The organism is Bradyrhizobium sp. USDA 3256 (assembly GCF_054058275.1).
On the sequence record NZ_JBSSAE010000002.1, the window covers coordinates 430,610 to 451,025 of the forward strand.

General features: G+C 65.0%; 25 protein-coding genes. 9 read left to right on the forward strand and 16 right to left on the reverse strand.

Going from position 1 to position 20,416, the window contains the following annotated elements; all coding sequences use genetic code 11:
* Positions 1-14: 14 nt before the first annotated feature.
* The gene (locus tag ACVWY5_RS03700) at positions 15-482 is read left to right on the forward strand and encodes a PaaI family thioesterase (RefSeq protein ID WP_028333022.1); all 468 of its coding nucleotides are present in this window, start codon (positions 15-17) and stop codon (positions 480-482) included.
* Positions 483-675: 193 nt separating this feature from the next.
* Here ACVWY5_RS03700 and ACVWY5_RS03705 read toward each other — a convergent pair whose 3' ends face one another.
* Positions 676-837: an ester cyclase gene (locus tag ACVWY5_RS03705; RefSeq protein ID WP_456671765.1), complete on the reverse strand. Its 162-nt coding sequence runs from the start codon at positions 835-837 to the stop codon at positions 676-678.
* Positions 810-1,142: an ester cyclase gene (locus ACVWY5_RS03710; RefSeq protein WP_456671645.1), complete on the reverse strand. Its 333-nt coding sequence runs from the start codon at positions 1,140-1,142 to the stop codon at positions 810-812. The genes ACVWY5_RS03705 and ACVWY5_RS03710 overlap by 28 nt, the downstream gene beginning before the upstream one ends.
* 248 nt (positions 1,143-1,390) lie before the next feature.
* Here ACVWY5_RS03710 and ACVWY5_RS03715 point away from each other — a divergent pair, with 248 nt between their 5' ends.
* Positions 1,391-1,588 (forward strand): hypothetical protein, encoded by a 198-nt coding sequence (locus ACVWY5_RS03715; RefSeq protein WP_028333024.1) that lies wholly within the window; start codon positions 1,391-1,393, stop codon positions 1,586-1,588.
* An 18-nt stretch (positions 1,589-1,606) separates the two neighbouring features.
* Here the strand turns inward: ACVWY5_RS03715 and ACVWY5_RS03720 are convergent, their stop codons facing one another.
* Positions 1,607-2,806: a hypothetical protein gene (locus ACVWY5_RS03720; RefSeq protein ID WP_028333025.1), complete on the reverse strand. Its 1,200-nt coding sequence runs from the start codon at positions 2,804-2,806 to the stop codon at positions 1,607-1,609.
* A 108-nt stretch (positions 2,807-2,914) separates the two neighbouring features.
* Positions 2,915-3,391, reverse strand: coding sequence for a MarR family transcriptional regulator (locus ACVWY5_RS03725; RefSeq protein ID WP_028333026.1), 477 nt, complete (start codon positions 3,389-3,391; stop codon positions 2,915-2,917).
* Positions 3,392-3,490: 99 nt separating this feature from the next.
* Here ACVWY5_RS03725 and ACVWY5_RS03730 point away from each other — a divergent pair, with 99 nt between their 5' ends.
* The gene (locus tag ACVWY5_RS03730; protein ID WP_028333027.1) at positions 3,491-3,859 is read left to right on the forward strand and encodes an antibiotic biosynthesis monooxygenase family protein; all 369 of its coding nucleotides are present in this window, start codon (positions 3,491-3,493) and stop codon (positions 3,857-3,859) included.
* A gap of 31 nt (positions 3,860-3,890) precedes the next feature.
* Here ACVWY5_RS03730 and ACVWY5_RS03735 read toward each other — a convergent pair whose 3' ends face one another.
* From ACVWY5_RS03735 to ACVWY5_RS03745, 3 genes are all read right to left on the reverse strand, one after another.
* The gene (locus ACVWY5_RS03735) at positions 3,891-4,181 is read right to left on the reverse strand and encodes a hypothetical protein (protein WP_028333028.1); all 291 of its coding nucleotides are present in this window, start codon (positions 4,179-4,181) and stop codon (positions 3,891-3,893) included.
* A gap of 95 nt (positions 4,182-4,276) precedes the next feature.
* Complete coding sequence (gene groL, locus ACVWY5_RS03740; RefSeq protein ID WP_050384228.1) at positions 4,277-5,923, reverse strand: chaperonin GroEL; 1,647 nt, start codon at positions 5,921-5,923, stop codon at positions 4,277-4,279.
* 176 nt (positions 5,924-6,099) lie between these two features.
* Positions 6,100-6,396: a co-chaperone GroES gene (locus tag ACVWY5_RS03745; RefSeq protein ID WP_018269780.1), complete on the reverse strand. Its 297-nt coding sequence runs from the start codon at positions 6,394-6,396 to the stop codon at positions 6,100-6,102.
* Between the two features lie 318 nt (positions 6,397-6,714).
* Here ACVWY5_RS03745 and ACVWY5_RS03750 point away from each other — a divergent pair, with 318 nt between their 5' ends.
* On the forward strand, positions 6,715-7,233 hold the full coding sequence (locus ACVWY5_RS03750; protein WP_026192247.1) for a hypothetical protein: 519 nt from the start codon (positions 6,715-6,717) through the stop codon (positions 7,231-7,233).
* Between the two features lie 229 nt (positions 7,234-7,462).
* Here ACVWY5_RS03750 and ACVWY5_RS03755 read toward each other — a convergent pair whose 3' ends face one another.
* From ACVWY5_RS03755 to ACVWY5_RS03765, 3 genes are all read right to left on the reverse strand, one after another.
* Positions 7,463-7,741: a hypothetical protein gene (locus ACVWY5_RS03755; protein WP_244978575.1), complete on the reverse strand. Its 279-nt coding sequence runs from the start codon at positions 7,739-7,741 to the stop codon at positions 7,463-7,465.
* Between the two features lie 188 nt (positions 7,742-7,929).
* Positions 7,930-8,409 (reverse strand): hypothetical protein, encoded by a 480-nt coding sequence (locus ACVWY5_RS03760; protein ID WP_244481940.1) that lies wholly within the window; start codon positions 8,407-8,409, stop codon positions 7,930-7,932.
* A 510-nt stretch (positions 8,410-8,919) separates the two neighbouring features.
* A complete protein-coding gene (locus tag ACVWY5_RS03765) occupies positions 8,920-9,696 on the reverse strand; it encodes a protein phosphatase CheZ (RefSeq protein ID WP_028333030.1) in 777 nt (258 codons plus the stop codon).
* Between the two features lie 309 nt (positions 9,697-10,005).
* On the opposite strand from ACVWY5_RS03765, the gene ACVWY5_RS03770 reads away from it, so the two are divergent.
* Positions 10,006-10,812, forward strand: coding sequence for a L,D-transpeptidase (locus tag ACVWY5_RS03770; RefSeq protein WP_028333031.1), 807 nt, complete (start codon positions 10,006-10,008; stop codon positions 10,810-10,812).
* A gap of 224 nt (positions 10,813-11,036) precedes the next feature.
* On the opposite strand, the gene ACVWY5_RS03775 is transcribed toward ACVWY5_RS03770, so the two are convergent.
* From ACVWY5_RS03775 to ACVWY5_RS03795, 5 genes are all read right to left on the reverse strand, one after another.
* A complete protein-coding gene (locus tag ACVWY5_RS03775; RefSeq protein ID WP_028333032.1) occupies positions 11,037-11,933 on the reverse strand; it encodes a DUF2076 domain-containing protein in 897 nt (298 codons plus the stop codon).
* 205 nt (positions 11,934-12,138) lie between these two features.
* Positions 12,139-12,984 carry a ChbG/HpnK family deacetylase gene (locus ACVWY5_RS03780; RefSeq protein WP_028333033.1) on the reverse strand — a complete coding sequence of 282 codons (846 nt, stop codon included), beginning with the start codon at positions 12,982-12,984 and terminating at the stop codon, positions 12,139-12,141.
* Positions 12,981-14,027 (reverse strand): glycosyltransferase family 2 protein, encoded by a 1,047-nt coding sequence (locus ACVWY5_RS03785; protein ID WP_028333034.1) that lies wholly within the window; start codon positions 14,025-14,027, stop codon positions 12,981-12,983. The genes ACVWY5_RS03780 and ACVWY5_RS03785 overlap by 4 nt, the downstream gene beginning before the upstream one ends.
* Positions 14,028-14,168: 141 nt before the next feature.
* Entirely contained in the window at positions 14,169-15,146 is a 978-nt protein-coding gene (gene hisG / locus ACVWY5_RS03790) for an ATP phosphoribosyltransferase (protein WP_028333035.1), read from the reverse strand.
* The gene (locus ACVWY5_RS03795) at positions 15,143-16,309 is read right to left on the reverse strand and encodes an ATP phosphoribosyltransferase regulatory subunit (RefSeq protein ID WP_028333036.1); all 1,167 of its coding nucleotides are present in this window, start codon (positions 16,307-16,309) and stop codon (positions 15,143-15,145) included. The genes hisG and ACVWY5_RS03795 overlap by 4 nt, the downstream gene beginning before the upstream one ends.
* A 170-nt stretch (positions 16,310-16,479) precedes the next feature.
* On the opposite strand from ACVWY5_RS03795, the gene ACVWY5_RS03800 reads away from it, so the two are divergent.
* A complete protein-coding gene (locus ACVWY5_RS03800; RefSeq protein WP_244481939.1) occupies positions 16,480-16,797 on the forward strand; it encodes a type II toxin-antitoxin system ParD family antitoxin in 318 nt (105 codons plus the stop codon).
* 1 nt (position 16,798) lies between these two features.
* Positions 16,799-17,101 (forward strand): type II toxin-antitoxin system RelE/ParE family toxin, encoded by a 303-nt coding sequence (locus ACVWY5_RS03805; protein ID WP_028333038.1) that lies wholly within the window; start codon positions 16,799-16,801, stop codon positions 17,099-17,101.
* Positions 17,102-17,226: 125 nt separating this feature from the next.
* Here ACVWY5_RS03805 and ACVWY5_RS03810 read toward each other — a convergent pair whose 3' ends face one another.
* A complete protein-coding gene (locus ACVWY5_RS03810) occupies positions 17,227-17,979 on the reverse strand; it encodes a 16S rRNA (uracil(1498)-N(3))-methyltransferase (RefSeq protein ID WP_028333039.1) in 753 nt (250 codons plus the stop codon).
* A 447-nt stretch (positions 17,980-18,426) separates the two neighbouring features.
* Between ACVWY5_RS03810 and ACVWY5_RS03815 the strand changes: the two genes are divergently transcribed.
* Both ACVWY5_RS03815 and ubiA read left to right on the forward strand, forming a co-directional pair.
* A complete protein-coding gene (locus ACVWY5_RS03815) occupies positions 18,427-19,158 on the forward strand; it encodes a hypothetical protein (protein WP_028333040.1) in 732 nt (243 codons plus the stop codon).
* 10 nt (positions 19,159-19,168) lie between these two features.
* Complete coding sequence (ubiA, locus tag ACVWY5_RS03820) at positions 19,169-20,101, forward strand: 4-hydroxybenzoate octaprenyltransferase (RefSeq protein ID WP_028333041.1); 933 nt, start codon at positions 19,169-19,171, stop codon at positions 20,099-20,101.
* Positions 20,102-20,416: the final 315 nt, after the last annotated feature.

The window sequence follows — 20,416 nt, forward strand, 5'->3', positions numbered from 1 at the left end:
GGTGGAGATCGGCAATGGCCAAGAGCTACGGCACCGTCAGTGCGGAACAGAAGCTTAAGATGAGCGGCCTCGCATTCGTGCAGGGCCTCGCCAGCGGCGCATTGCCGCTCAACACGATCGCGCGGACACTCGGTTATGACGTCACCGAAGCCGAGCGCGGCCGCGTCGTCGTCACGCTGGTGCCGACCGACGCGCATCTCAATCCGGCAGGCACCGTGCATGGCGGCCTCACCGCGACGCTGCTCGATAGCTGCATGGGGCTTGCGGTGCAGTCGACGCTCGATGCCGGCACCAGCCAGACAACTCTCGAGTTCAAGATCTCGCTGGTGCGTCCGATCACGCCCGACACTGGTCCGATCAGGGCCGAGGGCCAGGTGCTCAATTGCGGCCGCCGCATCGGCACCGCCGAAGGCAGGGTCACCGACGGGAAGGGAAGATTGCTCGCGCACGGCACGACGACGTGCCTGATCTTTCCGGCTTGATACTGAGTTGCTGTGGAGAGAATCCGCCGGCACCGCCTCGCGAGATGCCGTGCGGGCGCGGCTACATTGGAATCTGTCCAGCGAGCCTGCGCGTTAGAGAGCTTCGATTTCACTGAGCTGTTCGATTGCGTTACCCGAACGCACGAAACGTGCGTTCGGGTAACCGTGATGCGATCGTCGATGAAGCCGCCGGTCAACCGGCGTAGCCGCTCTGTTCAGGCAAGCGAATGAGGCCGAGCTGAAACATGGCGGTCAGCGCATCTTCCTGGCCGAGCTCCTCGGCGATCCGTCCGTCCCGCACGCGTAGCACGGTGGTGCCGGCGAACGTCATCTTGCGTCCGGAGGCCGCCGGCAGCGAGCCGAGCCGGAAGTCGCTGAACGCAGGCCCGGTGTGGGTGCCGCCGCCTTCCCAGCGCGGCCGACCACGAGGTCGCCTTCCGCGACGAGATCGCCGACGCCCCAGAAATTCAGATCCGGAAACGCCTCGCGAAACTCGGTGATGAATTGCGTGACCGCGGCGCGGCCCTTCTTCGGTTCATGCATCGGGTAGTGCACGACAATGTCTGGCGTCGCGAGCTCTTCGATGATGCGCGGATTCCACGGGTTTCCCCAAAAGCCCTCGAACCAGCGGCCTACAACCTTCTTGTTTTCCTCTGACATCTCTTCGTCTCCATTTGCATGTTGCCGGCATCGCGACCGGCGTTGTGTCGATGCGCGCATTAGGCATTTTGAGACGCGTGTCGGACCACCCGATTCCAGATCGGGCGTGCAGCCGGCTTTCGGACGAGATTCCGCTTTGTCGATATGGCGCTTAGCGCCGCTTCTCGAACGTCGTCGCGCTATCGGGAAGCGGGTGGCCCGCGCAACACGCTCGCGAAAACCTGTTCGCGATCACACAGGAGACCATCATGCGCAACTTCGATGCGATCGCCGCGCTGCGCGGCGACGGACTTCGTCCCGAACTGCGGGCGTTGCTCGATCGTGCCGCGACCGATCCTCGTTCCGAACTGTTCGTCAGGAGCGACGGGATGCTTCAGTCCGGCCCGGACGCTGCTCCACAGCCAGTACGTGACAACGTCGTGCTGCTGAAGACGCGGGCGGCATGAAGCACCCCGGCGCAGGCCTTACCGCCACACCGACTTGTCGGCGTCCCAGCGCTGGCCCTTGAATTCCTTGAGCAGCGCGTCGATCGCGCCATTGTCGTCCCTGGTCTCGCTGCCTTCCTCGTCGCTGCTGGAATCGTCGGACAGGTTCAGCTTGGCGCCGGCGCTGTCGTCCGATGTCGAGACGGTGGGGCTCGAGACCCACAGCATCAGCCGGTCAGAGCTTCCGGGCTTGTCGGGCGAGACCAGGGCAGTGACCTCGTAATTCTGGGTGAGGCCGAGTGCCGGGTAGATCGTGCTGGGCCGCTTCAGCACCAGCTTGAGCTTGCCGGTGTTCGCGTTCCATGTCGCCGAGCCGGGCTTTGCGGCAAGCGTCTTCGCCAGCACGCCCGCGATCGCCGATGCCAGCTTGTCCTTGTTGATCTTGTCGCCCTCGCGCCAATCGGCGGCGGCAAAGCGGATGGTGCGGTCCATCTCGACCACGCCGCTGGTCCAGCCGGCAGCGGTGACGCCGGGCGCCGATTTCGCCTTGGCGAGCAGCGCGCCGGCGCGCTCGGGATCGACGGTGAGGTTGATGGTCTGCTCGCCGGAGCGCATCGCATCGCAGGTCACCGCGAGGCTGGAGGTGCCGATCTCGACGGCCTCGCCCTTCAGGCTCTTGAGGAAATCCGCCGCCGCATCGAGCTTCACCCGCACACCGATCGATTCCGGCGAAACGTCGGTGAAATCCTTCGGCTGCGGAGTGATGCCGTCCTCGGTGGCCTGGTTGTCCTGGAATTCCTTCTCGCTGAGATCGGAATTGTCCGTCGAGGCGACCTCGGTCACGGTCTGGCCGATCGTGATCTGGCCGCGGAACTCAAAGCCGTCGCCGGTTTGCTTGCGGTTCAGTTTGACGGTGACCGGCTGCTTGTCGGCGACGCTCTGGGCGGTGCCGGAAAGCGTCTGGCCGCTGACGGTCAAGTTGGCGACGAAGCGGTCTTTGCGGTCGGAGCTCTTGTCGGCGGGATAGCAGACGTCGAGCACGGCCGCGGTCACGGTCTTGCCCTGGCGGGTTTCCTTCAGGACGACGTCGGCATTGCCGTCCATCAGGCCGTCGATCGAGATGAAATAGCGCGTCTCGGGGCCGCTGGCGGGCGCCGCCTTCGATTGCAGCTTCATCTGGGCGAAAGCAGGCGCCGAGGCGACAGCAAGACCGAGCAGCAGGAGCGGGAGCGCGCGCATACGATAAGTCCTCGAAGGGCAGAATCGGTTCCGTCGTAACTAGCAAACCTCCATGTCATTGGCCAAAAAAGAAGGCCGCCTAACGGCGGCCTCGCGCCGCGATCGCGGTCATGTGCGTTGGTCAGGTTCCTCGCCGCTCTCCAGCCGGCCGCGCAGCACCGTCACGACCCGGCTCACGGTTTCGAGGTCCTTCATCGACAGCCCGTCGGCGAGGCCGTTCACCCAGGGCAGCTGCAGGCGCATGGCCGCGTCGAAGCTTTGCCGCCCCTTGGCGGTCAGCACCACGAGCTGGGCACGGCGGTGATGCGGGTTGGTCTCGAAGGCGACGAGCCCGTCCCGTTCGAGGTCGTTGACGATCCGCTGCACGTTCTGTCTGGCCGCGCCAAGGTCGCGTGCCAGCCAGGCGACCGGCTGTGGGCGCTCGGCGGCGACGATCGCGCCGAGGATCTGCCAGCGCGCGCTGGTCAGCCCGAGCCCGGCCACCAGCCGGTCGCCTGATGTGAACAGCAGGCTGTTGAGCCTGAACAGGTCGGGAATCAGGGAGCTCAGGGCTTCGCCCGCCGGCGTTCGTCTTGCATTAGGCATTTGTCACCATGTAAACGTGTTGACATCATAATGTCAATATCTATATGTATCGCATCAGCGCGAAATGACATCATAACACCATATCGAACGGAGCCAACCATGCCGCAGATGCGCCCCCTGGACCCCGCTTTCCCGATCGACCGCCAGCTCGCGGTCGATGCCAGCAACGTCGTGCTCGTCAACCTCTTCACCCTCGATGCGGCCGACGAGGACACCTTTCTCAAGGCCTGGCAGGACGACGCCGCCATCATGAAGCGGCAGCCGGGTTTCATCTCGACCCAGCTGCACCGCGCGATTGGCGACAGCCCGGCCTATCTGAACTACGCGGTCTGGGAATCCACCGCCGCCTTCCGCGCCGCCTTCATGAACCCCGAGTTCAGGGCCAAGCTCTCGGCCTATCCCGCCTCGGCGGCGGCCTCGCCGCACCTGTTCCAGAAGGTCGCGGTCCCGGGTGTTTGCGTGGGGTAACAGCCTGTCAGGCCGTCGCGTCAAGGATCGCTCAGCTGCGGACCAGCATGCCGACCCCGAGCGTGGCGGCAGCGGCCAGAAACGAGATGTCCAGAAACCGCAGCGGCGCCTTTGGACGATGACCGACAGAACCGGAAATGACGTAATAGACGCCATAACCCGCGCCGAGGACGGCGAACGTCAACGTTTGCTTGATCCAGAACGTCAGAACGACCGCAAAATCATCGATGCTGTTCGAGGAATAGGTGCCTAACGCAAGCAACGCGCCGATCGCGTAGAACAGCACAAGCGTCAACGTCAGTGATTTGGCGTCGCGGGACATCAGATGATCCTTGCACCCCGATCGTAATCAAACTGCAAAAAAGAAGGCCGCCCGGAGGCGGCCTTCGATTGCGATGCGGATTGCGCGGGTAAGGCTTAGAAGCCGCCCATGCCGCCCATTCCACCCATGCCGCCGCCGCCCGGCATTGCCGGCGCTGCGTCCTTCGGCAGTTCGGCGACCATGGCCTCGGTGGTCACGAGCAGACCGGCCACGGAGGAGGCGTCCTGCAAGGCGGTGCGCACCACCTTGGCGGGGTCGATGATGCCCTTGTCGACCATGTCGACATAGTCCTCGGTCTGCGCGTCGAAGCCGAAGGTCTCCGACTTGTTTTCGAGGATCTTGCCGACCACGATCGAGCCCTCGACACCGGCGTTCTCCGAGATCTGGCGGACCGGAGCTTCGAGCGCCTTGAGCACGATGTTGATGCCGGCTTGGACGTCGGCATTCGGGTTGGTGAGCCGGCCGACCGCCTTCTTGGCGCGCAGCAGCGCGACGCCGCCGCCGGGCACGATGCCTTCCTGCACCGCGGCGCGGGTCGCGTTCAGCGCGTCCTCGACACGGTCCTTCTTCTCCTTGACCTCGACCTCGGTCGCACCGCCGACCTTGATCACCGCAACGCCGCCCGCGAGCTTGGCAAGGCGCTCCTGCAGCTTCTCGCGGTCGTAGTCCGAGGTGGTCTCCTCGATCTGCGCCTTGATCTGGCCAACGCGGGCGTCGATGTCCTTCTTCTTGCCGGCGCCCTTGACGATCGTGGTGTTCTCCTTGTCGATCACGATCTTGCCGGCGCGGCCGAGCATGTTCACCGTGACGTTCTCGAGCTTCATGCCGAGGTCGTCGGAGATCAGCTGACCGCCGGTCAGGATCGCGATGTCCTCCAGCATCGCCTTGCGGCGATCGCCGAAGCCCGGCGCCTTGACGGCGGCGACCTTGAGCCCGCCGCGCAGGCGGTTGACGACCAGGGTCGCCAGCGCCTCGCCCTCGACGTCCTCGGCGAGGATCAAGAGCGGACGGCCCGACTGCACCACGGCTTCCAGCACCGGCAGCATGGCCTGCAGACCGGACAGCTTCTTCTCGTGCAGCAGGATGTAGGCATCCTCGAGTTCGGCAGTCATCTTCTCGGCGTTGGTGATGAAGTAGGGGCTGAGGTAGCCGCGGTCGAACTTCATGCCCTCGACGATATCGACCTCGGTCTCGAGCGACTTGTTCTCCTCGACGGTGATCACGCCCTCGTTGCCGACCTTCTGCATTGCCTGCGCGATCATCTTGCCGATCGCGGCATCGCCATTGGCCGAGATGGTGCCGACCTGGGCGACTTCGGACGAGGAGGCGACCGGCTTGGCGCGCTTCTCGATGTCCTTGATCACGGCCGATACTGCCGTGTCGATGCCGCGCTTGAGGTCCATCGGGTTCATGCCGGCGGCGACCGACTTGGCGCCCTCGCGGACGATGGCCTGCGCCAGCACGGTCGCGGTGGTGGTGCCGTCACCGGCGGTGTCGTTGGTCTTGGAAGCAACCTCGCGCAGCATCTGCGCGCCCATGTTCTCGAACTTGTCGTCGAGCTCGATCTCCTTGGCGACGGTGACGCCGTCCTTGGTGATGCGGGGAGCGCCGAAGCTCTTCTCGATGACGACGTTGCGGCCCTTGGGGCCGAGCGTCACCTTCACGGCGTTGGCGAGCACGTCGACACCGCGCAGCATGCGGTCGCGGGCGTCTCCGGCGAATTTTACGTCCTTGGCAGCCATTGATTTGAACTCCTGGAATGTTTCGGTGCGGGTGCCGGCATCTGCGATCGTCGTTGCCGGGCTTGACCCGGCAATCCATCGTCCTTGCGAGAATCTTGCGAAGATTGATGGATGCCCGGGTCAAGCCCGGGCATGACAGCTAGAGGGTGCGGCGGGTTCTGGAATTGCCGGCCTTATTACGCCAGCACGCCCATGATGTCGGACTCCTTCATGATCAGGAGCTCCTGGTTGTCGAGCTTGACCTCGGTGCCCGACCATTTGCCGAACAGCACGCGGTCGCCGACCTTGAGGTCGATCGGGATCAGCTTGCCGGCCTCGTCGCGGCCACCCGGGCCGACGGCGACGATCTCGCCCTGGGACGGCTTCTCCTTCGCCGAGTCCGGAATGATGATGCCGCCCTTGGATTTCTCCTCGGCATCGATACGCTTGACCACGACGCGGTCGTGCAGGGGGCGGAAGGTGGATTTAGCCATGACGTTCCCTCTTGGAGGCTCGGTTTCAGGTCCGGTTCATCGGGACCGGCGTTGGATGCCGGCCCGGTCGGCGCTGGGCAGGACGCCCGACGCTTTTAGCAATCGTGGTGCAAGAGTGCTAATTGTGGGCCGGGAAATATGGCTTGGCGCAGTTTCTGTCAAGCAAACGGGTTAAGGCCTTGGTGAGGCCAATATAGGATGGTGGACCAGAAACCAAATCGTAGCGATGACGTAATTTTGTCAGACGTCATTGCTCCGTCTTAAGTTTTACGCTTGGCTGCGGGACGGGTGCGGCCGGGACATAGTCGGGGGATGCATATGATCAGGTCATTCAACGCGCGATTGGTCGCACGGTTCGCGGCTGTTTCGGCGCTGACGACACTCTTGGGGGCGTGCGGCAGCATGAGCCTGCCGTCGTTGTCGTCGAACCCTGAGCCGGCGCCGGCCGAGCCGGGGGTCGCCCCCGAAATGCCCGCGAGCATCCGCGCCGACGAGATCGTCGGCCGCTGGGGTCTCGCCTCGTTCCAGAATCCCGCCGATCGCGCCCGCACCGAGGCCGCCGCGCGCGGCCAGTGCAAGCAGCCTTACGTGATCGGCGCCGGCCAGAACGGCGGCGTGATCATGCATCTGGCCGACCAGGCCACCCCGCAGGAACTGCGGCTGAAGGGTTCCCCGAGCGGCAAGAACTATATCGGCCCGCCAGGACCGACGCCCGGCGAGCAGGACCGCGAGATCGTCTCGTTCGACGGCCGCGTCATGATCACCCGCTTCGTCGACAAGGACGCCGGGGTCCGCTACGGCAACATGGTCTATGTCCGCTGCGCCCCGAGGGCGTGAAAGCGAGCGATCAGTTTTCGACCGATCTACGGCCGCACAGCCGGTTCGCCTCTTCCCTTGTGGGAGAGGCCGGATTGCATCGTCAGATGCAAAGCGGGTGAGGGTCTTCCTCCGCGCGTGACCCTCTCTCATTTGCTGGCTCGCGGATAGAACCCCTCATCCGGCGCGGATTGCGTCCGCGCCACCTTCTCCCACAAGGGGAGAAGGCAAGGAGACCCGCAACACTACCTTATCGCCGCACGCCAACCCGATTGACGCCGCCATTCAAATTGCCGCCCGCATTGTGGCGGACCGCAGCGCGCGCCACCGGACGAGGCCTGAGCACAACGCCTGCCCGCGCCACGCAGCCTGCCGGATAACCGACATACGTGCAGTAGATCACCGCGTTGGCCGGTGCTGGACTGAGAGCGGCGCCTGCAAACCCCAACATCAGGCTCGCTGCTATTCCCGCAAACGTCACTGACTTGGTCGAAACAATGTTCGTCCGACGCATGGTGATCCTCCTCATCGCACGTGAACCGAAGGTGATGGAGCCCGCTTCAGATGCGGCCCAAGGTATCGTCAGTGGCAAGGGGGGAGGCGATGTTGACGTAGATCAACGCCGCGCGCGACCCGTCGCCGCGTGAGATCGATCTGCTTCATCGTGAAAGAGGGCGGCTCGTTGAGCCGCCCTCTTGCGGTGGCGTTGCGCCGGTTTCACTGACAGACGTACATGCGGCCGTCAGCCATCTTGGTCATCGTGCCAGGCTCGCAGCCGATACCATTGGCTGCCTTGTACTCCGTCCATCCGGCATAGCCGTAATACGGGCTTATCCTTTGGTAGGCTCGTGCCGGATAGTAGGGCTGGCCAAAGTAGGGATCCGTCTGGGCGGCATACGAATTGGTCCAATCGTTTGTGCCCCAGCCGGAATAGGCCGGCGCAGTAGCGGCAGCCGCAGCGACAGCTGCCGTAGCGGCGACGCCCGCGCCAACCCCGTATCCGTAGGCGGCGCGCCGGGTTTGACGACGCGCAACGCCCGCGACGCTCACGGGCGTCAGCGGTCGGCCCACACGCGCCTGGGCGCTTTCGACCGAAGCCGAAATGCCGCCCTGCTCAGACCAGGTGACGGAGAACAGTGTCGCACAAACGAAAGTCGAGAGCGCAATTGCAGTATTCCTGACAATTCCTTGCGTCATGTTCAATCTCCGGTGTTGAGTACTCCAGTGGCTCCCCCCAAAATCAGTGATCTGATAACAAGGCGTACGCGATCGGCGCGAATGAAAGAGATCCGCCGCTGATCGTCACAGCTGCAAAAGGCGGCCTCGCGCTTCGGCAGCGTGCGAAAGATGGCAGTCCGCCCTCGTTGGATACGCACGGCGAATGGCTGCGAACCTGCGATTGTGTGATGAGTGGACGTGCAAGCCCCGCGCGGGGACGACCGGATTTACTCCGGAAGTCCCATGCAACCGGCACCCAATGTTGGCTCCCGGCATACGCATGACAATTTCCCCTCACGCACAGTATGCGTCAGCGATGCCAAAGCTGCCAGTAACTTTCCAATTGTCGCAATTGGCACAAACTGCATGTGGTGGCCGCAATTTGGTTGGTTCGTCTATCTCCGGTGACTCGCTGCGAGCGCTGGCCCATGGCTCAAACAAAAACGCCGGCCTGAGGGCCGGCGTTTTGTATTCTGCCGATGCGATCGCTCAGTTGAACATCGCGTCGATGTCGTCCTGCGAGGCGTGGCCGGCGTCGCCGTCGAGCTTCGGACCGTTGAGCAGGCGGGCATCGCCCTCGCGGGTGTCGACGATCGCCGGAACGTGCGACTTGATCGCGTCGACGCCGCCCCAGATGTTCATCATCTCGTTGATGTGCTGTTCGATGAACTTCATCGTCTGCATCACCTTGCTGATGCGCTGGCCGGTGAGGTCCTGGAAGTTGCAGGCCTCGAAGATCGAGACCACGCGCTCCTGAATATCTTCGCTGAGCCGCTTTTGCTGGTCGGGCGTGACGTTGTTGGCCAGCGCGGTCGCGGCCTGGTCGATCGCCTCCACCGCCTCGAGGATCTGCTGGGTGGCCTGCTCGGTGCCGCCGACCACGGCGCCGAGCTCGCCATTGACCTTGGCCATCTCCTCGCCGTTGAAGCTCTTGCCGTGCAGCACGGCGATCTCGCGCTTGGTGCGGCTGATCGCGTCGTGGATCAGGTCGAGCTCGACCTTGAGCTTCTCGCACTGTTCGACCTGCGCACGGTAGGTCTCGAGCAGCGCGTGGGTCTCGGCGACTTCGCGGGCGACCGCGGCATCGACGCTGTCGCCGGTGCGCTGTGCCGGTGCTGCGGCCATCTGGGCGCGGATCGAGCGAAGCTCGGCCATGATCTCGCGATGCATCGGACCGAGATCGGGGCCGCTGGAAACATCCGGCTCCGGCATCACAACCTCGCCCATCGCCTGCTCGACACGAAAACGCTTGCGCTTCACTGACATGATTTCATTCCCGCCCCTTCACTGAAGTCCGTTCTAGACGGAGCGGATTTAACGTCAGGTTCACGCCGGAACTGTTGGCGCGGATAGCGCGCAAGCGCGGCGCTACCGGCGATTAACCATGTCGCCGCGCCGTTCACGCAAAATAAACGCTGTCGGGGAAAACCGCGCTCCATTGCCGATGTGGTGAATCGAAACGGCCGATCCGTTTACCAAACCGATGCGGTTTTCATTGCTTATTGACCACGTGCAACGGCGCAAAGTCGGCGCCTCGCGCATCACGTCACGACGAAACCAGTACAGAGTACGTCGATGTTCAGGAAAACCACGCTTGCGCTGCTCGCCGGCGCGTCTTCGCTTATTGCCGTTCCCCATCACGCCATGGCGATCGACGCGGCAGCGCCCGCCGGGCCCGCCGTCATCTACGCCAATCAGGGCGCTCCGCAGCCGCCGATGCGCACCGCCTATGTGCAGCCGCAGCGCTCCAACATGGGCGGCGGCTTCATCGAATTCCTGTTCGGCGATGCGCCGTCGTCGCAGGGTTATTCGCCGCAGCCGATGTATCAGCAGCAGCCGGGCTATTACGGCAACCGTCAGCTGCCGCCGATGGATCCGCAGCAGCAGATGCTCCGGCAGCAGGAGGAGGCCGCGGGCGATCCGGCGCAGCGTCCGTTCGATCCGAGATACGAGAAGCAGCTGGTCGACTATAGCGGCAAGGAAAGCGCCGGCACCATCGTCGTCGATACGCCGAACAAGTTTCTCTATCTGGTGCAGGGCGACGGCCGCGCGCTGCGCTACGGCATCGGCGTCGGACGGCCCGGCTTTACCTGGGCCGGCGTGAAGACGATCTCGGCCAAGAAGGAGTGGCCGGCCTGGACGCCGCCGCCGGAAATGCTGGCGCGCCGTCCCGACCTGCCGCGGCACATGGAGGGCGGCCCGGAAAATCCGCTCGGCGCCCGCGCGATGTATCTGGGCTCCTCGCTCTACCGCATCCACGGCTCCAACGAGCCCTGGACGATCGGCACCAACGTCTCGTCCGGCTGCATCCGGATGCGCAACGAGGACGTCATCGACCTCTACGGCCGCGTCAATGTCGGCGCCAGGGTCGTCGTGATGTGAAGTTGTAGCCGAGCGCGAAGCGGGTACGACGATTACGAAATCTGCGTCGTCCCGGCGCAGGCCGGGACCCATACGCCGCGGCTTCTCGGCTCGAGGCGGTGTGGGTTGCCGATCGTGCGCAACAATCGAGATCGGTGGTTATGGGTCCCGGCCGGCGCCGGGACGACGTCGGAATCAAAACGGCCGCTCGATGAGAGCGGCCGTCTGTGTTTCAGGTGGGACGCTTACGCGTAATTGCTGTCGTCACCGTCTCCGCCGCCGTCGAAGCCGCCGTCATCGTCATCATTATCGAAGTCGTCGGAATCGTGGTCGTTGTCGTAATTGTCGTCGTTGTTGTTGTCGTTGTTGTTGTTGTTCTCATTGTTGTTGTTCGACGCCTGGTCGAACAAGCTGGAGCGCGAGCCGCTGTCGCGGTTGGAGCCGATGTCGTTGACCCCGGCGTCACGCGCGAGGTCGCTCGACGACTGGTCGCCGCCCCAAGGACGCGACCCGCCACCGAGGCTGCCGGAATCGGCCAGCGACTGGTGGCTGCCGCCACCCATCATGCCGCGTATGCTGGAGAGCAACAGTCCGCCGCCGACCACGCCGGCCGCGGCCGCCGCCGCGGTGCCGAGGAACGAGCCGCCACCGCCGCCCGGCGCGCCGCCGAACGCCGGCGGCTGCGGGCCGCCATAGCCCTGGCCGTAGGGTTGCGCGGGCTGGCCGTAAGGCTGGCCGTAGCCGCCGCCGGCCTGTTGCATCGCCTGGCCCGAGTTCCAGACCGGGCGGCTGCCCGGATCGCGGCCGCCCATGTCGGGCGCCCGCACCGGCGGCACCGAACCATGCTGCTGGCCCTGTCCGCCGAAGATCGCATCGCGCATCGAGTCGAGGAAACCGCCGCCCTGCTGCTGGGCTCCCTGCTGCTGGCCGACCGCGGCCTCGAGTTCCTGGATCCGGTCGTGGGCGCGCTTCAGCGCCTCGTCCTGCACCAGCGCGGTCTGCACCAGCGCGTAGACCGCATTCGGCGCGCTGCGCAGGCCCTGTATGATCGCGGACATGGCCTCGCCGTCGCGCGGGGCATTCTCCAGCTTGGCGAGCCGGTCGAAGAGATCGTCGATCAGTTGGCGTTCTTGCGGTGTCATGGCGTTCTCCATCGCGTCGATCGAATCGGCGCGTCCGAGATGTAGGACGGGGTTTGTGGCGCAAGGAGTGGGGGTCAGAATTAAATTTATGTATGCGACAATACGACCGGCGGCTTTTCGTGAACCTTGAGGGTTTTCGAGCGAAGCGGGGGGCCGGTTCGCGTGAAGAAAACGCGTCAAAAACAAGGGTCAGGCAAGTGTAACTTTATTCGAGTGTAACTTTATTCAGGGCCAGCAGCGCGGGGAAATCGTCGCCTGCAAGATAGGCATGCTCGGTCTCGCGCTGCGTTGTCAGGGGGTCGAGGCTCTTCAGCGTTTCATCGACGAAACCGGGATGGCACATCACGAGCCCGTCCTCCGGCATGCCGTCGAGGAAGCCCTGCATCAGCGCCGCGAAATCATTGCCGCGCGTAAAATCATAGGCGCCGGCGAAGGCCGGATTGAACCGCAGGCTTGCTCGCTGCGCCTTGATCCGGAACTGCGTGCTGAGCACGTTCAGCACCAGCGCCTTCGGCGCCGCCGCCAGCTGGCGCGCCAGCGGGCCTTCGCGGCCGCACTGCCGCACCCAGGCGTTGGGCGCGCGCTCCTTCACGGCGCGCAGGAAGCCGTCGCGCACCTGCGGGAACAGCTGCGCGTGCTGATGACCGTCGACGAAGTCGGGTGCGCGGCCGAACAGATCGTGGAAGGCGTCGAGCTGCGCCAGCACCTCGGCATGGACCAGTTCGGCGTCGAGCCGATGCATCAGGCCGGCGCGCAGCAGCCGCGGGAAGGGCAGGAACATGTCGCCGTCGAGCGGGCGGAAATGCATCGTCAGCGGCCGGAACGGTGCGGTCAACGTCACATGCAGCCCGATCGCGCAACGCGGGCTGCTCGCCACCGATGCCGTGAGTGCGCTGGCCGCATCGCGGCCGATCGCCGGCGTCACGGTCATCACCGACGTCGCATTGAGGCGGCCGCGCTCGATCAGGTCGCGGATCGCGCGGTTGACGCCGTCGCTCAAGCCATAATCGTCCGCACACAGCCAGATCCGGCGCGGCGTATCGGTGTTCATTCCGCGGCGGTCCGCTCGGAGGCATTTTGCACCGCGCCGCCGTCGGCGTGCTTCTCGGTGTGCTCGGCGACGAAGTAGATCGGCCGCGCCTTCAGCTCGGAGAGGATCTTGCCGATATATTCGCCGACGATGCCGATCATGATCAGCTGCACGCCGCCGATCGTCATCATGCCGATCATCAGCGACGGATAGCCGGGGACCTGCTTGCCGGTGGTCAGCACTTCCCACAGAATCGAGAGGCCGAACAGGAACGCCGCGCCGGCGAGCAGCGCGCCGAGCAGGCTGGCAAAGCGCAGCGGCGCCACCGAGAACGAGGTCAGGCCCTCGATCGACAGGCCGATCAGCCGGCCGGCGTTGAAGGTGGTGACGCCGTGCGCGCGCGGCGCCGGCTCGTAATCGACGCGGATCTGCCTGAAGCCGATCCAGCTGGCGAGGCCCTTGAAGAAGCGGTTGCGCTCCGGCAATTGCCGGAGGGCCGCGGCCGCGCGCGGCGACAGCAGGCGGAAGTCGCCGGCGTCCTCCGGGATCTGCTGCCGGGCGCCCCAGTTGATCAGCGCGTAGAAGCCGCGCACGGCCAGCCGCCGCGCGGCCGATTCATTGTCGCGATGCGCCTTCGCCGTATAGACCACGTCGTAGCCGTCATCGATCCAGTGTGCGACCAGTTGCTCGACCAGCGTCGGCGGATGCTGGCCGTCGCCATCCATGAACAGCACTGCGCCGCGGCGGGCGTGGTCGAGGCCGGCCATCAGCGCCGCCTCCTTGCCGAAATTGCGCGACAGCGACACCACCTGCAGGTCGAGCCCGTCGGCGGGCAGGCCGCGCGCGATCATCAGCGTGTTGTCCGCGCTGCCGTCATCGACATAGATCACCTCGCAGGCGAGGCCGTAGCGGGCGCGCAGCGTCTTGGCGAGATTGATCAGCCGCTCATGCAACGCGGCAAGCCCGGCCGCCTCGTTGTAGACGGGCACGACGATCGACAGACCCTGCCCGGCGGCGGTCTTGGCGGTCGTGGTCAGGCTGGAAACGTCAGAGCCCAGCATCATCGGTCAGGTTCCAGAACTAGAGCGTTTTCGAGCGAAATGGCCTTCCGCCTCGCACGAAGACACCGCGTCAAAACGAGAGATCCCTCGAACACAATATGGTACCGCAGGGTAGCTGTCGCCAACATGAACGGCGTGGCCGCCTCATTGTCGCAGGAACGCCTCGAGCCTGGCGAACAGCGGGTTCTCGCGGTCGAACACATAGTCCAGCGACACCACCGACACGGTTTCGGCGCCGTGCTCGCGCAGGAAGCTGCCGAGCGCGTAGAGCTTGCCCGGTGGGCAGTGCAGCGTAAGCATGCCCGACGAGGTCGGGCCGCCGAACGGGGCGACCACGCCGAAGCGGTTATGCGCCTCCGACAGCAGTGCATCGTTGCAGCCGGCGAAGCGGGTGCGGACCTCGCGATACTTGCTGGCACGGGCGCGCGCCGCGATATGGTCGAGGATCACGCGCGCGGTCTCGCGGGCGCCCTTCGACCAGTCGGCATCCTTCGACGCCACCAGATTGGCCTGGCTGCGCAGCATGACGCCGTCGTCGAGCACCTTGAGCCCGTTGGCGGCGAGCGTCGCCCCGGTGGTCGTGATATCGACGATCAGTTCGGCGGTTCCGGCGGCGGGCGCACCCTCGGTGGCGCCGGCGCTTTCGACGATGCGGTAGTCGCCGACGCCGTGTTTGGCAAAGAAGCCGCGCGTCAGATTGATGTATTTGGTCGCCACCCGCATGCGGTGATTGTGCTGCTCGCGGAAGCCCGATGCGACGTCATCGAGGTCGGCCATGGTGCGCACGTCGATCCAGGCCTGGGGCACCGCGACCACGACATTGGCATAGCCGAAGCCGAGGCCTTCGATCATCAGCACGCGCTTGTCGGCATCGGGAATGCTCTCGCGCACCAGGTCCTCGCCGGTGACACCGAGATGCACCGAGCCGCGGGCCAGATTGGCTGCGATCTCGCTCGCCGAGAGATAGGCGATCTCGACATTGTCGACGCCGGCGATGGTGCCGCGATAGTCGCGGGCGCCGCCGGCCTTCGACAAGGTCAGCCCGGCGCGGGCGAAGAAGCTTTCGGCGTTTTCCTGCAGCCGCCCCTTGGAGGGAACGGCGACGACGAAGGGCGTGCTCATTGGGCGGCTCCGAAGGAGGTGGCCTGGCCATGCCGGGTCATCGCCTCGATCCAGACCGAGAAGCCGACCGCAGGGATCGGGGCCGCCGAGCCGAGCTGCGTCATCAGCCCGTCATAGCGGCCGCCGGCGACCAGCGGTTCGGCGCCGTTGCCCTTGGCGTGCAGCTCGAACTCGAAGCCGGTGTAGTAGTCGAGGCCGCGGCCGAACGCGGTGGAGAACCGGGTCTTTCGGATGTCGATGCCGCGCGCGGCCATGAAGCCGATCCGGCTCTCGAGCTGGTCGATCGCGGCGGCAAGGTTCAGCTTGGCCTCGCCAGCTAGCGCGCGCAGCTGCGCGACCGCGTCGTCGGGATCGCCGGTGATCGCCAGGAAGCGCTTGATGGTCGCGACCGCATCGCGCGGCAGCGCGCCGCCCTTCAGCGTCGATTGCTCGAGGAAACGGTCGGCGATCTCGGCGACCGTGCGGCCGCCGACATTGGTGGTGCCGGCGATCGACATCAGATCGGTGACCAGCGCCAGCGCCGCCTTGCGGTCGGAGCCGGCCAGCGCAGCGAGCACGCCCTCATATTCGTTGCGGCCCGGTGCGGTCTTGAGCGTCAGCTGCTCGATGTCGTCGGTCAGCGAGACCTTGCGGTTGAAGTCCTTGATCAACCGGCGCCGCCACACCGGATAGAGGTCGAGCGCATCGATCAGCGCGTTGAACAGCGCGACGTCGCCGGTGCGGATCTCGACGTCCTTCAACCCGAACGCCGTGGTTGCCTCCAGCGCCAGCGCCAGCATCTCGGCATCGGCCGCGGCGCGGTCCTGCCGCCCGAACGATTCGATGCCGGCCTGCAGGAACTGGCTCGGCGCACCGCCGCGATAACGGAACACGGGTCCGAGATAGCTGAAGCCGGCCGGCTGGCCGGCGCGGGCAGAGGCGAGGTAGTCGCGCGCCACCGGGATCGTGAGGTCCGGGCGCAGGCAGAGCTCCTCGCCGCTCGGGTCCGTCGTCAGGTAAAGGCTCTTGCGGATGTCCTCGCCGGAGAGATCAAGGAACGGCTCGGCCGGCTGCAGGATCGTCGGCTCGGACCTTTGATAGCCGGCCTGCGCGAACGAGGCCAGCAGCGCATCCGCCCAAACGGCGGATCCGGCGGCGGATCGTGGTGCGGCAGCTTCGGTCATCTCGACGTCCAATAGGTCCGGACCAGGTTCCGGCGCGGGTTCCAAGGGTGGTTCGGGGCAGCCCTTACCATGGCCGGATCGGGGTTTCGACCGCGATCGGCCAAGTGGCTTAATGATTGCGTGCGTTAACGATTTTACGACGGCTTGGCTAGGCGAAACCGGAACGTTCGATGCTGATGGCAAATATTGCTAAAGTCTGTGGTCGCTCCCATAATTGGGGTAGGGAGAGTTCCACCATGAACATGAACGTCTCATTGACCGATGAGCTGAGCGAGTTCGTCAAAACCAAGGTTGCGAGCGGCCGCTACACCTCGGCAAGCGAGGTCGTGCGGGAGGCGCTGCGGATCATGGAGCAGACGGAAGAGGCGCGATTGGCGTTCCTTCGCAATGCCTGGGCGGCGGGACAGGCAAGTGGCGACGCTGGACCGGCTGATTTTGCCGAGATCAAGGCGCAGGGGCGAGCCCGGTTGAAGGCAGCGGGCAAGTAAATTGGGAGAGGTTCGCCTTTCCCGGCTCGCGCAGAGCGATCTCGCCGAAATCTGGCTTCTCATCGCATCCGACAAGGGGCCCGCGACGGCAGACCATTGGATCGATCGTATTGAAGCGCGGTGTGGTCAGTTGGCGCAATTCCCTGAATCGGGGCCGGCGCGTCCCGACATCGCCGATGGTGCGAGGATGCTGGTGATTTCGCGCTGGCTGGTGCTGTACGAGATGATGCCAGGCGGCGTGCGCATCATGCGCGTCATCGATGCCGCGCGGTCTCTTGGGGAGCTGGATTTGTCCGGCGAATAGACGGATTGCGGACCGCCATTCCGGCTAAAGCGCGATGAGATTAGGTTGAATCGTCATCGCGCCTTAGCTCTTTGTTTGAGCATGATCTTTCCGGAAAACCGCTTCGCACTTTTCCGGATCATGCTTTAGCCGTTACCTCTCCAGTCCCCCAGTGCGGCCTGCACCAGCGCAAGCGCGGCGACCGCGGCGGTGTCGGCGCGCAGGATGCGCGGGCCGAGGGCGAGGCGGAGGATCGCGGGCTGGCGCAGCAGCAGCGTGCGCTCTTCCTCGGCGAAGCCGCCTTCCGGGCCGATGAGGACATCGATCCCGGCATTCGCAGCCGTTGCCGCCGCCAGCGCCTGCACCGGGCTTTCGACCTCGGCCGCCTCGTCGCAAAACACCAGCAGCCGCGCCGGGTCGCGGCCCGCCAGGAAACGTTCGAGGGGCAGGGGGTCGGCGACCTCGGCAAGCGAGATGATCCCGCATTGCTCGGCGGCCTCGACCACATTGGCGCGCATCCGCTCGCCGTTGACCCGCGACACCTGGGTGAAGCGTGTCAGCACCGGCACCAGCCGCGCGGCGCCCATCTCGACCGCCTTCTGCACCATGTAATCGAGCCGCGCATGCTTCAGCGGCGCGAACACATAGGTGACGTCGGGCAGACGGTCCTGTGCGCGGGTCTGTGCCGCGACCGTCAGCGTGTCGGGGCGCTTGCGGCCGGAAATCCCGGCGCGCCATTCGCCGTCACGCCCGTTGAACACCAGCACGCTGTCGCCGGCGCCGAGCCGCAGCACGTTGCCGAGATAGTTGCTCTGATCGCGTTCGAGCGGAACGGTTGCGCCGGCGCCGAGCGGGGCGTCGACAAACAGGCGGGGGCTGCGGAAATCGAGTCCAGGCATGTCCGGCGGCTTCATTGCGGTGTGGCAAGTTTACCAAACTGCGCGACACCGTAATCCCGCGGACTCCTCAGGAACTCGCCAGCCAGGTAATATTGAGCGTCGATATATTGCTTCTGTCACCAAGTCATTTCTTTAGTCCAAGGGGCCGCTTGCACGCGGTCCCTTTTGCATTTCGGTCGCCCGCGGCGTGGGCCCATAAATCCAAACCGGGGCCTTGCCGAAAATCCTGTTCAGGCAAATTTGATGGTCCATTTTACCGCCGTTCGTAGCCTAAAGGCTTAGAATCGGGGAACAATTTAATGTGGCCGGTGTGGCCCTACGCCGCGCTGTCGCCCAAATCCACGGGTTGTTAAGGCCTCACAGGAATCGTAAAACGCCCCCAAAATTGGTTGCTTCGTTTTTGTTGCGCTGGGGTTGCCTGGACCTTTTGCCGGAGAAACACCCTCGATGATCCGCCGACTGATCGTGCTGACCGTTGCCGCGACCGCCCTGTCCGTGGGGCAGGCCGCCGCCCAGAGCGCCTTTCCGGCCCCGCTGCCCAATCAGCAAGGGAAGGCCGGCACCGCCTCGGATCCCGCGTTTCCGCCGGTCAATGGTATGCGTCCAAGCCAGGCCGGCACCGCCTCCGATTCCGCATTCCCGCCGGTCAACGGCGCGCCGGCGGCCAGGGTCGGTGCCACGCCCTCGGCATTTCCGAGCAATGGCGCGGCCCCCATCGCCGGTGGCGGGCTGTCGTCGCCGCCCCCGCCGGGTGCAGCTGGTGGTGCCGGCGATGCCTGCATGAAGAATTTCACTCCGCTGCGTGAGGATGCGGAGAAGCGCGGCAAGGCGATCAAGGCGGCGAGCGATCGCCACGCCAGCCCCCAGGAGGCCTGCAAGCTGATCGGCAATTACAGCCAGGCCGAGATCAAGATGATCAAATATGTCGACACCAACGCGGCGAAGTGCGGAATTCCGCCGCAGATCGCCGACCAGCTCAAGGCCGGGCACAAGAATACCGAAGCGCTGCTGAAGAAGGTCTGCAACGTCGCGGAGCAGGCGGCGGCGCAGCCGCGTGGGCCTGCTGGGCCGACCTTGAGCGACGTGCTCGGTTCGTCCGCCTCGCTGCCGGAAGCGACGCCGACCAAGAAGGGCGGCAGCACCTTCGATACGCTGAACGGCAACGTCCTCACCCGTTGATGGATCACCCATGAGCGATGTCTCCACCCGCGTTGCCGACTCCACAGGCAACTGGGTGGATACCCATGCGCCGGTCTGGACGCGGCCCTATCTGCGGCTTGCGCGCTACGACCGGCCGATCGGCTCCTGGCTGCTGCTGATGCCGTGCTGGTGGTCGGCGGCGCTTGCCGCCGGTGTCGCGCACGATGTGCGCTCGCTGCCGCTCGTGGTCCTGCTGTTCTTCATCGGCGCCTTTGTGATGCGCGGCGCCGGCTGCACCTGGAACGACATCACCGATCGCGATCTCGACGCCAAGGTCGAACGCACGCGGTCGCGGCCGATCCCCGCCGGGCAGGTCACGGTGACGCAGGCGGTGGTCTTCATGGTCCTGCAGGCGCTGATCGGGCTTCTCGTGCTGCTGCAGTTCAACCGCTTCGCGGTGTTGACCGGCATCGCCTCGCTTCTGATCGTCGCGATCTACCCGTTCATGAAGCGGATTACCTGGTGGCCGCAGGTCGTGCTCGGCCTTGCCTTCTCCTACGGCGCGCTGATGGGATTTGCGGTGACGCTCGAGCGCATCGATGCGACCGCGATTGCGCTCTACGCCGGATCGATCGCCTGGGTGATCGCCTACGACACCATCTACGCCCATCAGGACGCCGAGGATGATGCGCTGATCGGCGTCAAATCCACCGCGCGCCTGTTCGGTGCACGCACCCATCGTGCGCTCGTGATCTTCTATGGTCTCGCCGTGCTCTTGATCGGCGTGGCGTTCGCACTCGCGGGGGCGCGCTGGCCGGCCTGGATCGGGCTAGCGGCGTTTGCGATGCATCTCGCCTGGCAGGTCCGGCGGCTCGACACCAGCGATGGCGCGCTCTGCCTGCGCATCTTCAAGTCCAACCGCGACGCCGGCTTGATCCTGTTCGCGAGCCTGGTCGTCGACGCGGTGCTGCGCGCGGCGTGATGACTTCGCAGGATGGGTGGAGCGGAGCGATACCCATCATTCTCGCCGCAGGACAAGAGTTGATGGGTTTCGCTTCGCTCTACCCATCCTACGCAGCTCGAAAATGACGGCGAGAGGTGCGACAAATCACGCATGCGCGGATGATGACACCGCGTGGTGTGAGACGATGAATCGAGACCCATCCTCATCGTCGTCCCTGCGAAAGCAGGGACCCATAACCACAAATGGTTATTGGTTGACGATGCCGGAACGACGAGTCCCTTCAACAACGAAAGCCGCGGCGTATGGGTCCCTGCTTTCGCAGGGACGACAGCC

What these genes read in the sequence shown, in the direction of transcription:
- ACVWY5_RS03700 (WP_028333022.1), top strand. Translation starts at nt 15, where the DNA reads ATGGCCAAGAGCTACGGCACCGTCAGTGCGGAACAGAAGCTTAAGATG.
- ACVWY5_RS03710 (WP_456671645.1), bottom strand. Translation starts at nt 1,142, where the DNA reads ATGTCAGAGGAAAACAAGAAGGTTGTAGGCCGCTGGTTCGAGGGCTTT.
- ACVWY5_RS03715 (WP_028333024.1), top strand. Translation starts at nt 1,391, where the DNA reads ATGCGCAACTTCGATGCGATCGCCGCGCTGCGCGGCGACGGACTTCGT.
- ACVWY5_RS03720 (WP_028333025.1), bottom strand. Translation starts at nt 2,806, where the DNA reads ATGCGCGCGCTCCCGCTCCTGCTGCTCGGTCTTGCTGTCGCCTCGGCG.
- ACVWY5_RS03725 (WP_028333026.1), bottom strand. Translation starts at nt 3,391, where the DNA reads ATGCCTAATGCAAGACGAACGCCGGCGGGCGAAGCCCTGAGCTCCCTG.
- ACVWY5_RS03730 (WP_028333027.1), top strand. Translation starts at nt 3,491, where the DNA reads ATGCCGCAGATGCGCCCCCTGGACCCCGCTTTCCCGATCGACCGCCAG.
- ACVWY5_RS03735 (WP_028333028.1), bottom strand. Translation starts at nt 4,181, where the DNA reads ATGTCCCGCGACGCCAAATCACTGACGTTGACGCTTGTGCTGTTCTAC.
- groL (WP_050384228.1), bottom strand. Translation starts at nt 5,923, where the DNA reads ATGGCTGCCAAGGACGTAAAATTCGCCGGAGACGCCCGCGACCGCATG.
- ACVWY5_RS03745 (WP_018269780.1), bottom strand. Translation starts at nt 6,396, where the DNA reads ATGGCTAAATCCACCTTCCGCCCCCTGCACGACCGCGTCGTGGTCAAG.
- ACVWY5_RS03750 (WP_026192247.1), top strand. Translation starts at nt 6,715, where the DNA reads ATGATCAGGTCATTCAACGCGCGATTGGTCGCACGGTTCGCGGCTGTT.
- ACVWY5_RS03755 (WP_244978575.1), bottom strand. Translation starts at nt 7,741, where the DNA reads ATGAGGAGGATCACCATGCGTCGGACGAACATTGTTTCGACCAAGTCA.
- ACVWY5_RS03760 (WP_244481940.1), bottom strand. Translation starts at nt 8,409, where the DNA reads ATGACGCAAGGAATTGTCAGGAATACTGCAATTGCGCTCTCGACTTTC.
- ACVWY5_RS03765 (WP_028333030.1), bottom strand. Translation starts at nt 9,696, where the DNA reads ATGTCAGTGAAGCGCAAGCGTTTTCGTGTCGAGCAGGCGATGGGCGAG.
- ACVWY5_RS03770 (WP_028333031.1), top strand. Translation starts at nt 10,006, where the DNA reads ATGTTCAGGAAAACCACGCTTGCGCTGCTCGCCGGCGCGTCTTCGCTT.
- ACVWY5_RS03775 (WP_028333032.1), bottom strand. Translation starts at nt 11,933, where the DNA reads ATGACACCGCAAGAACGCCAACTGATCGACGATCTCTTCGACCGGCTC.
- ACVWY5_RS03780 (WP_028333033.1), bottom strand. Translation starts at nt 12,984, where the DNA reads ATGAACACCGATACGCCGCGCCGGATCTGGCTGTGTGCGGACGATTAT.
- ACVWY5_RS03785 (WP_028333034.1), bottom strand. Translation starts at nt 14,027, where the DNA reads ATGATGCTGGGCTCTGACGTTTCCAGCCTGACCACGACCGCCAAGACC.
- hisG (WP_028333035.1), bottom strand. Translation starts at nt 15,146, where the DNA reads ATGAGCACGCCCTTCGTCGTCGCCGTTCCCTCCAAGGGGCGGCTGCAG.
- ACVWY5_RS03795 (WP_028333036.1), bottom strand. Translation starts at nt 16,309, where the DNA reads ATGACCGAAGCTGCCGCACCACGATCCGCCGCCGGATCCGCCGTTTGG.
- ACVWY5_RS03800 (WP_244481939.1), top strand. Translation starts at nt 16,480, where the DNA reads ATGCTGATGGCAAATATTGCTAAAGTCTGTGGTCGCTCCCATAATTGG.
- ACVWY5_RS03810 (WP_028333039.1), bottom strand. Translation starts at nt 17,979, where the DNA reads ATGCCTGGACTCGATTTCCGCAGCCCCCGCCTGTTTGTCGACGCCCCG.
- ACVWY5_RS03815 (WP_028333040.1), top strand. Translation starts at nt 18,427, where the DNA reads ATGATCCGCCGACTGATCGTGCTGACCGTTGCCGCGACCGCCCTGTCC.
- ubiA (WP_028333041.1), top strand. Translation starts at nt 19,169, where the DNA reads ATGAGCGATGTCTCCACCCGCGTTGCCGACTCCACAGGCAACTGGGTG.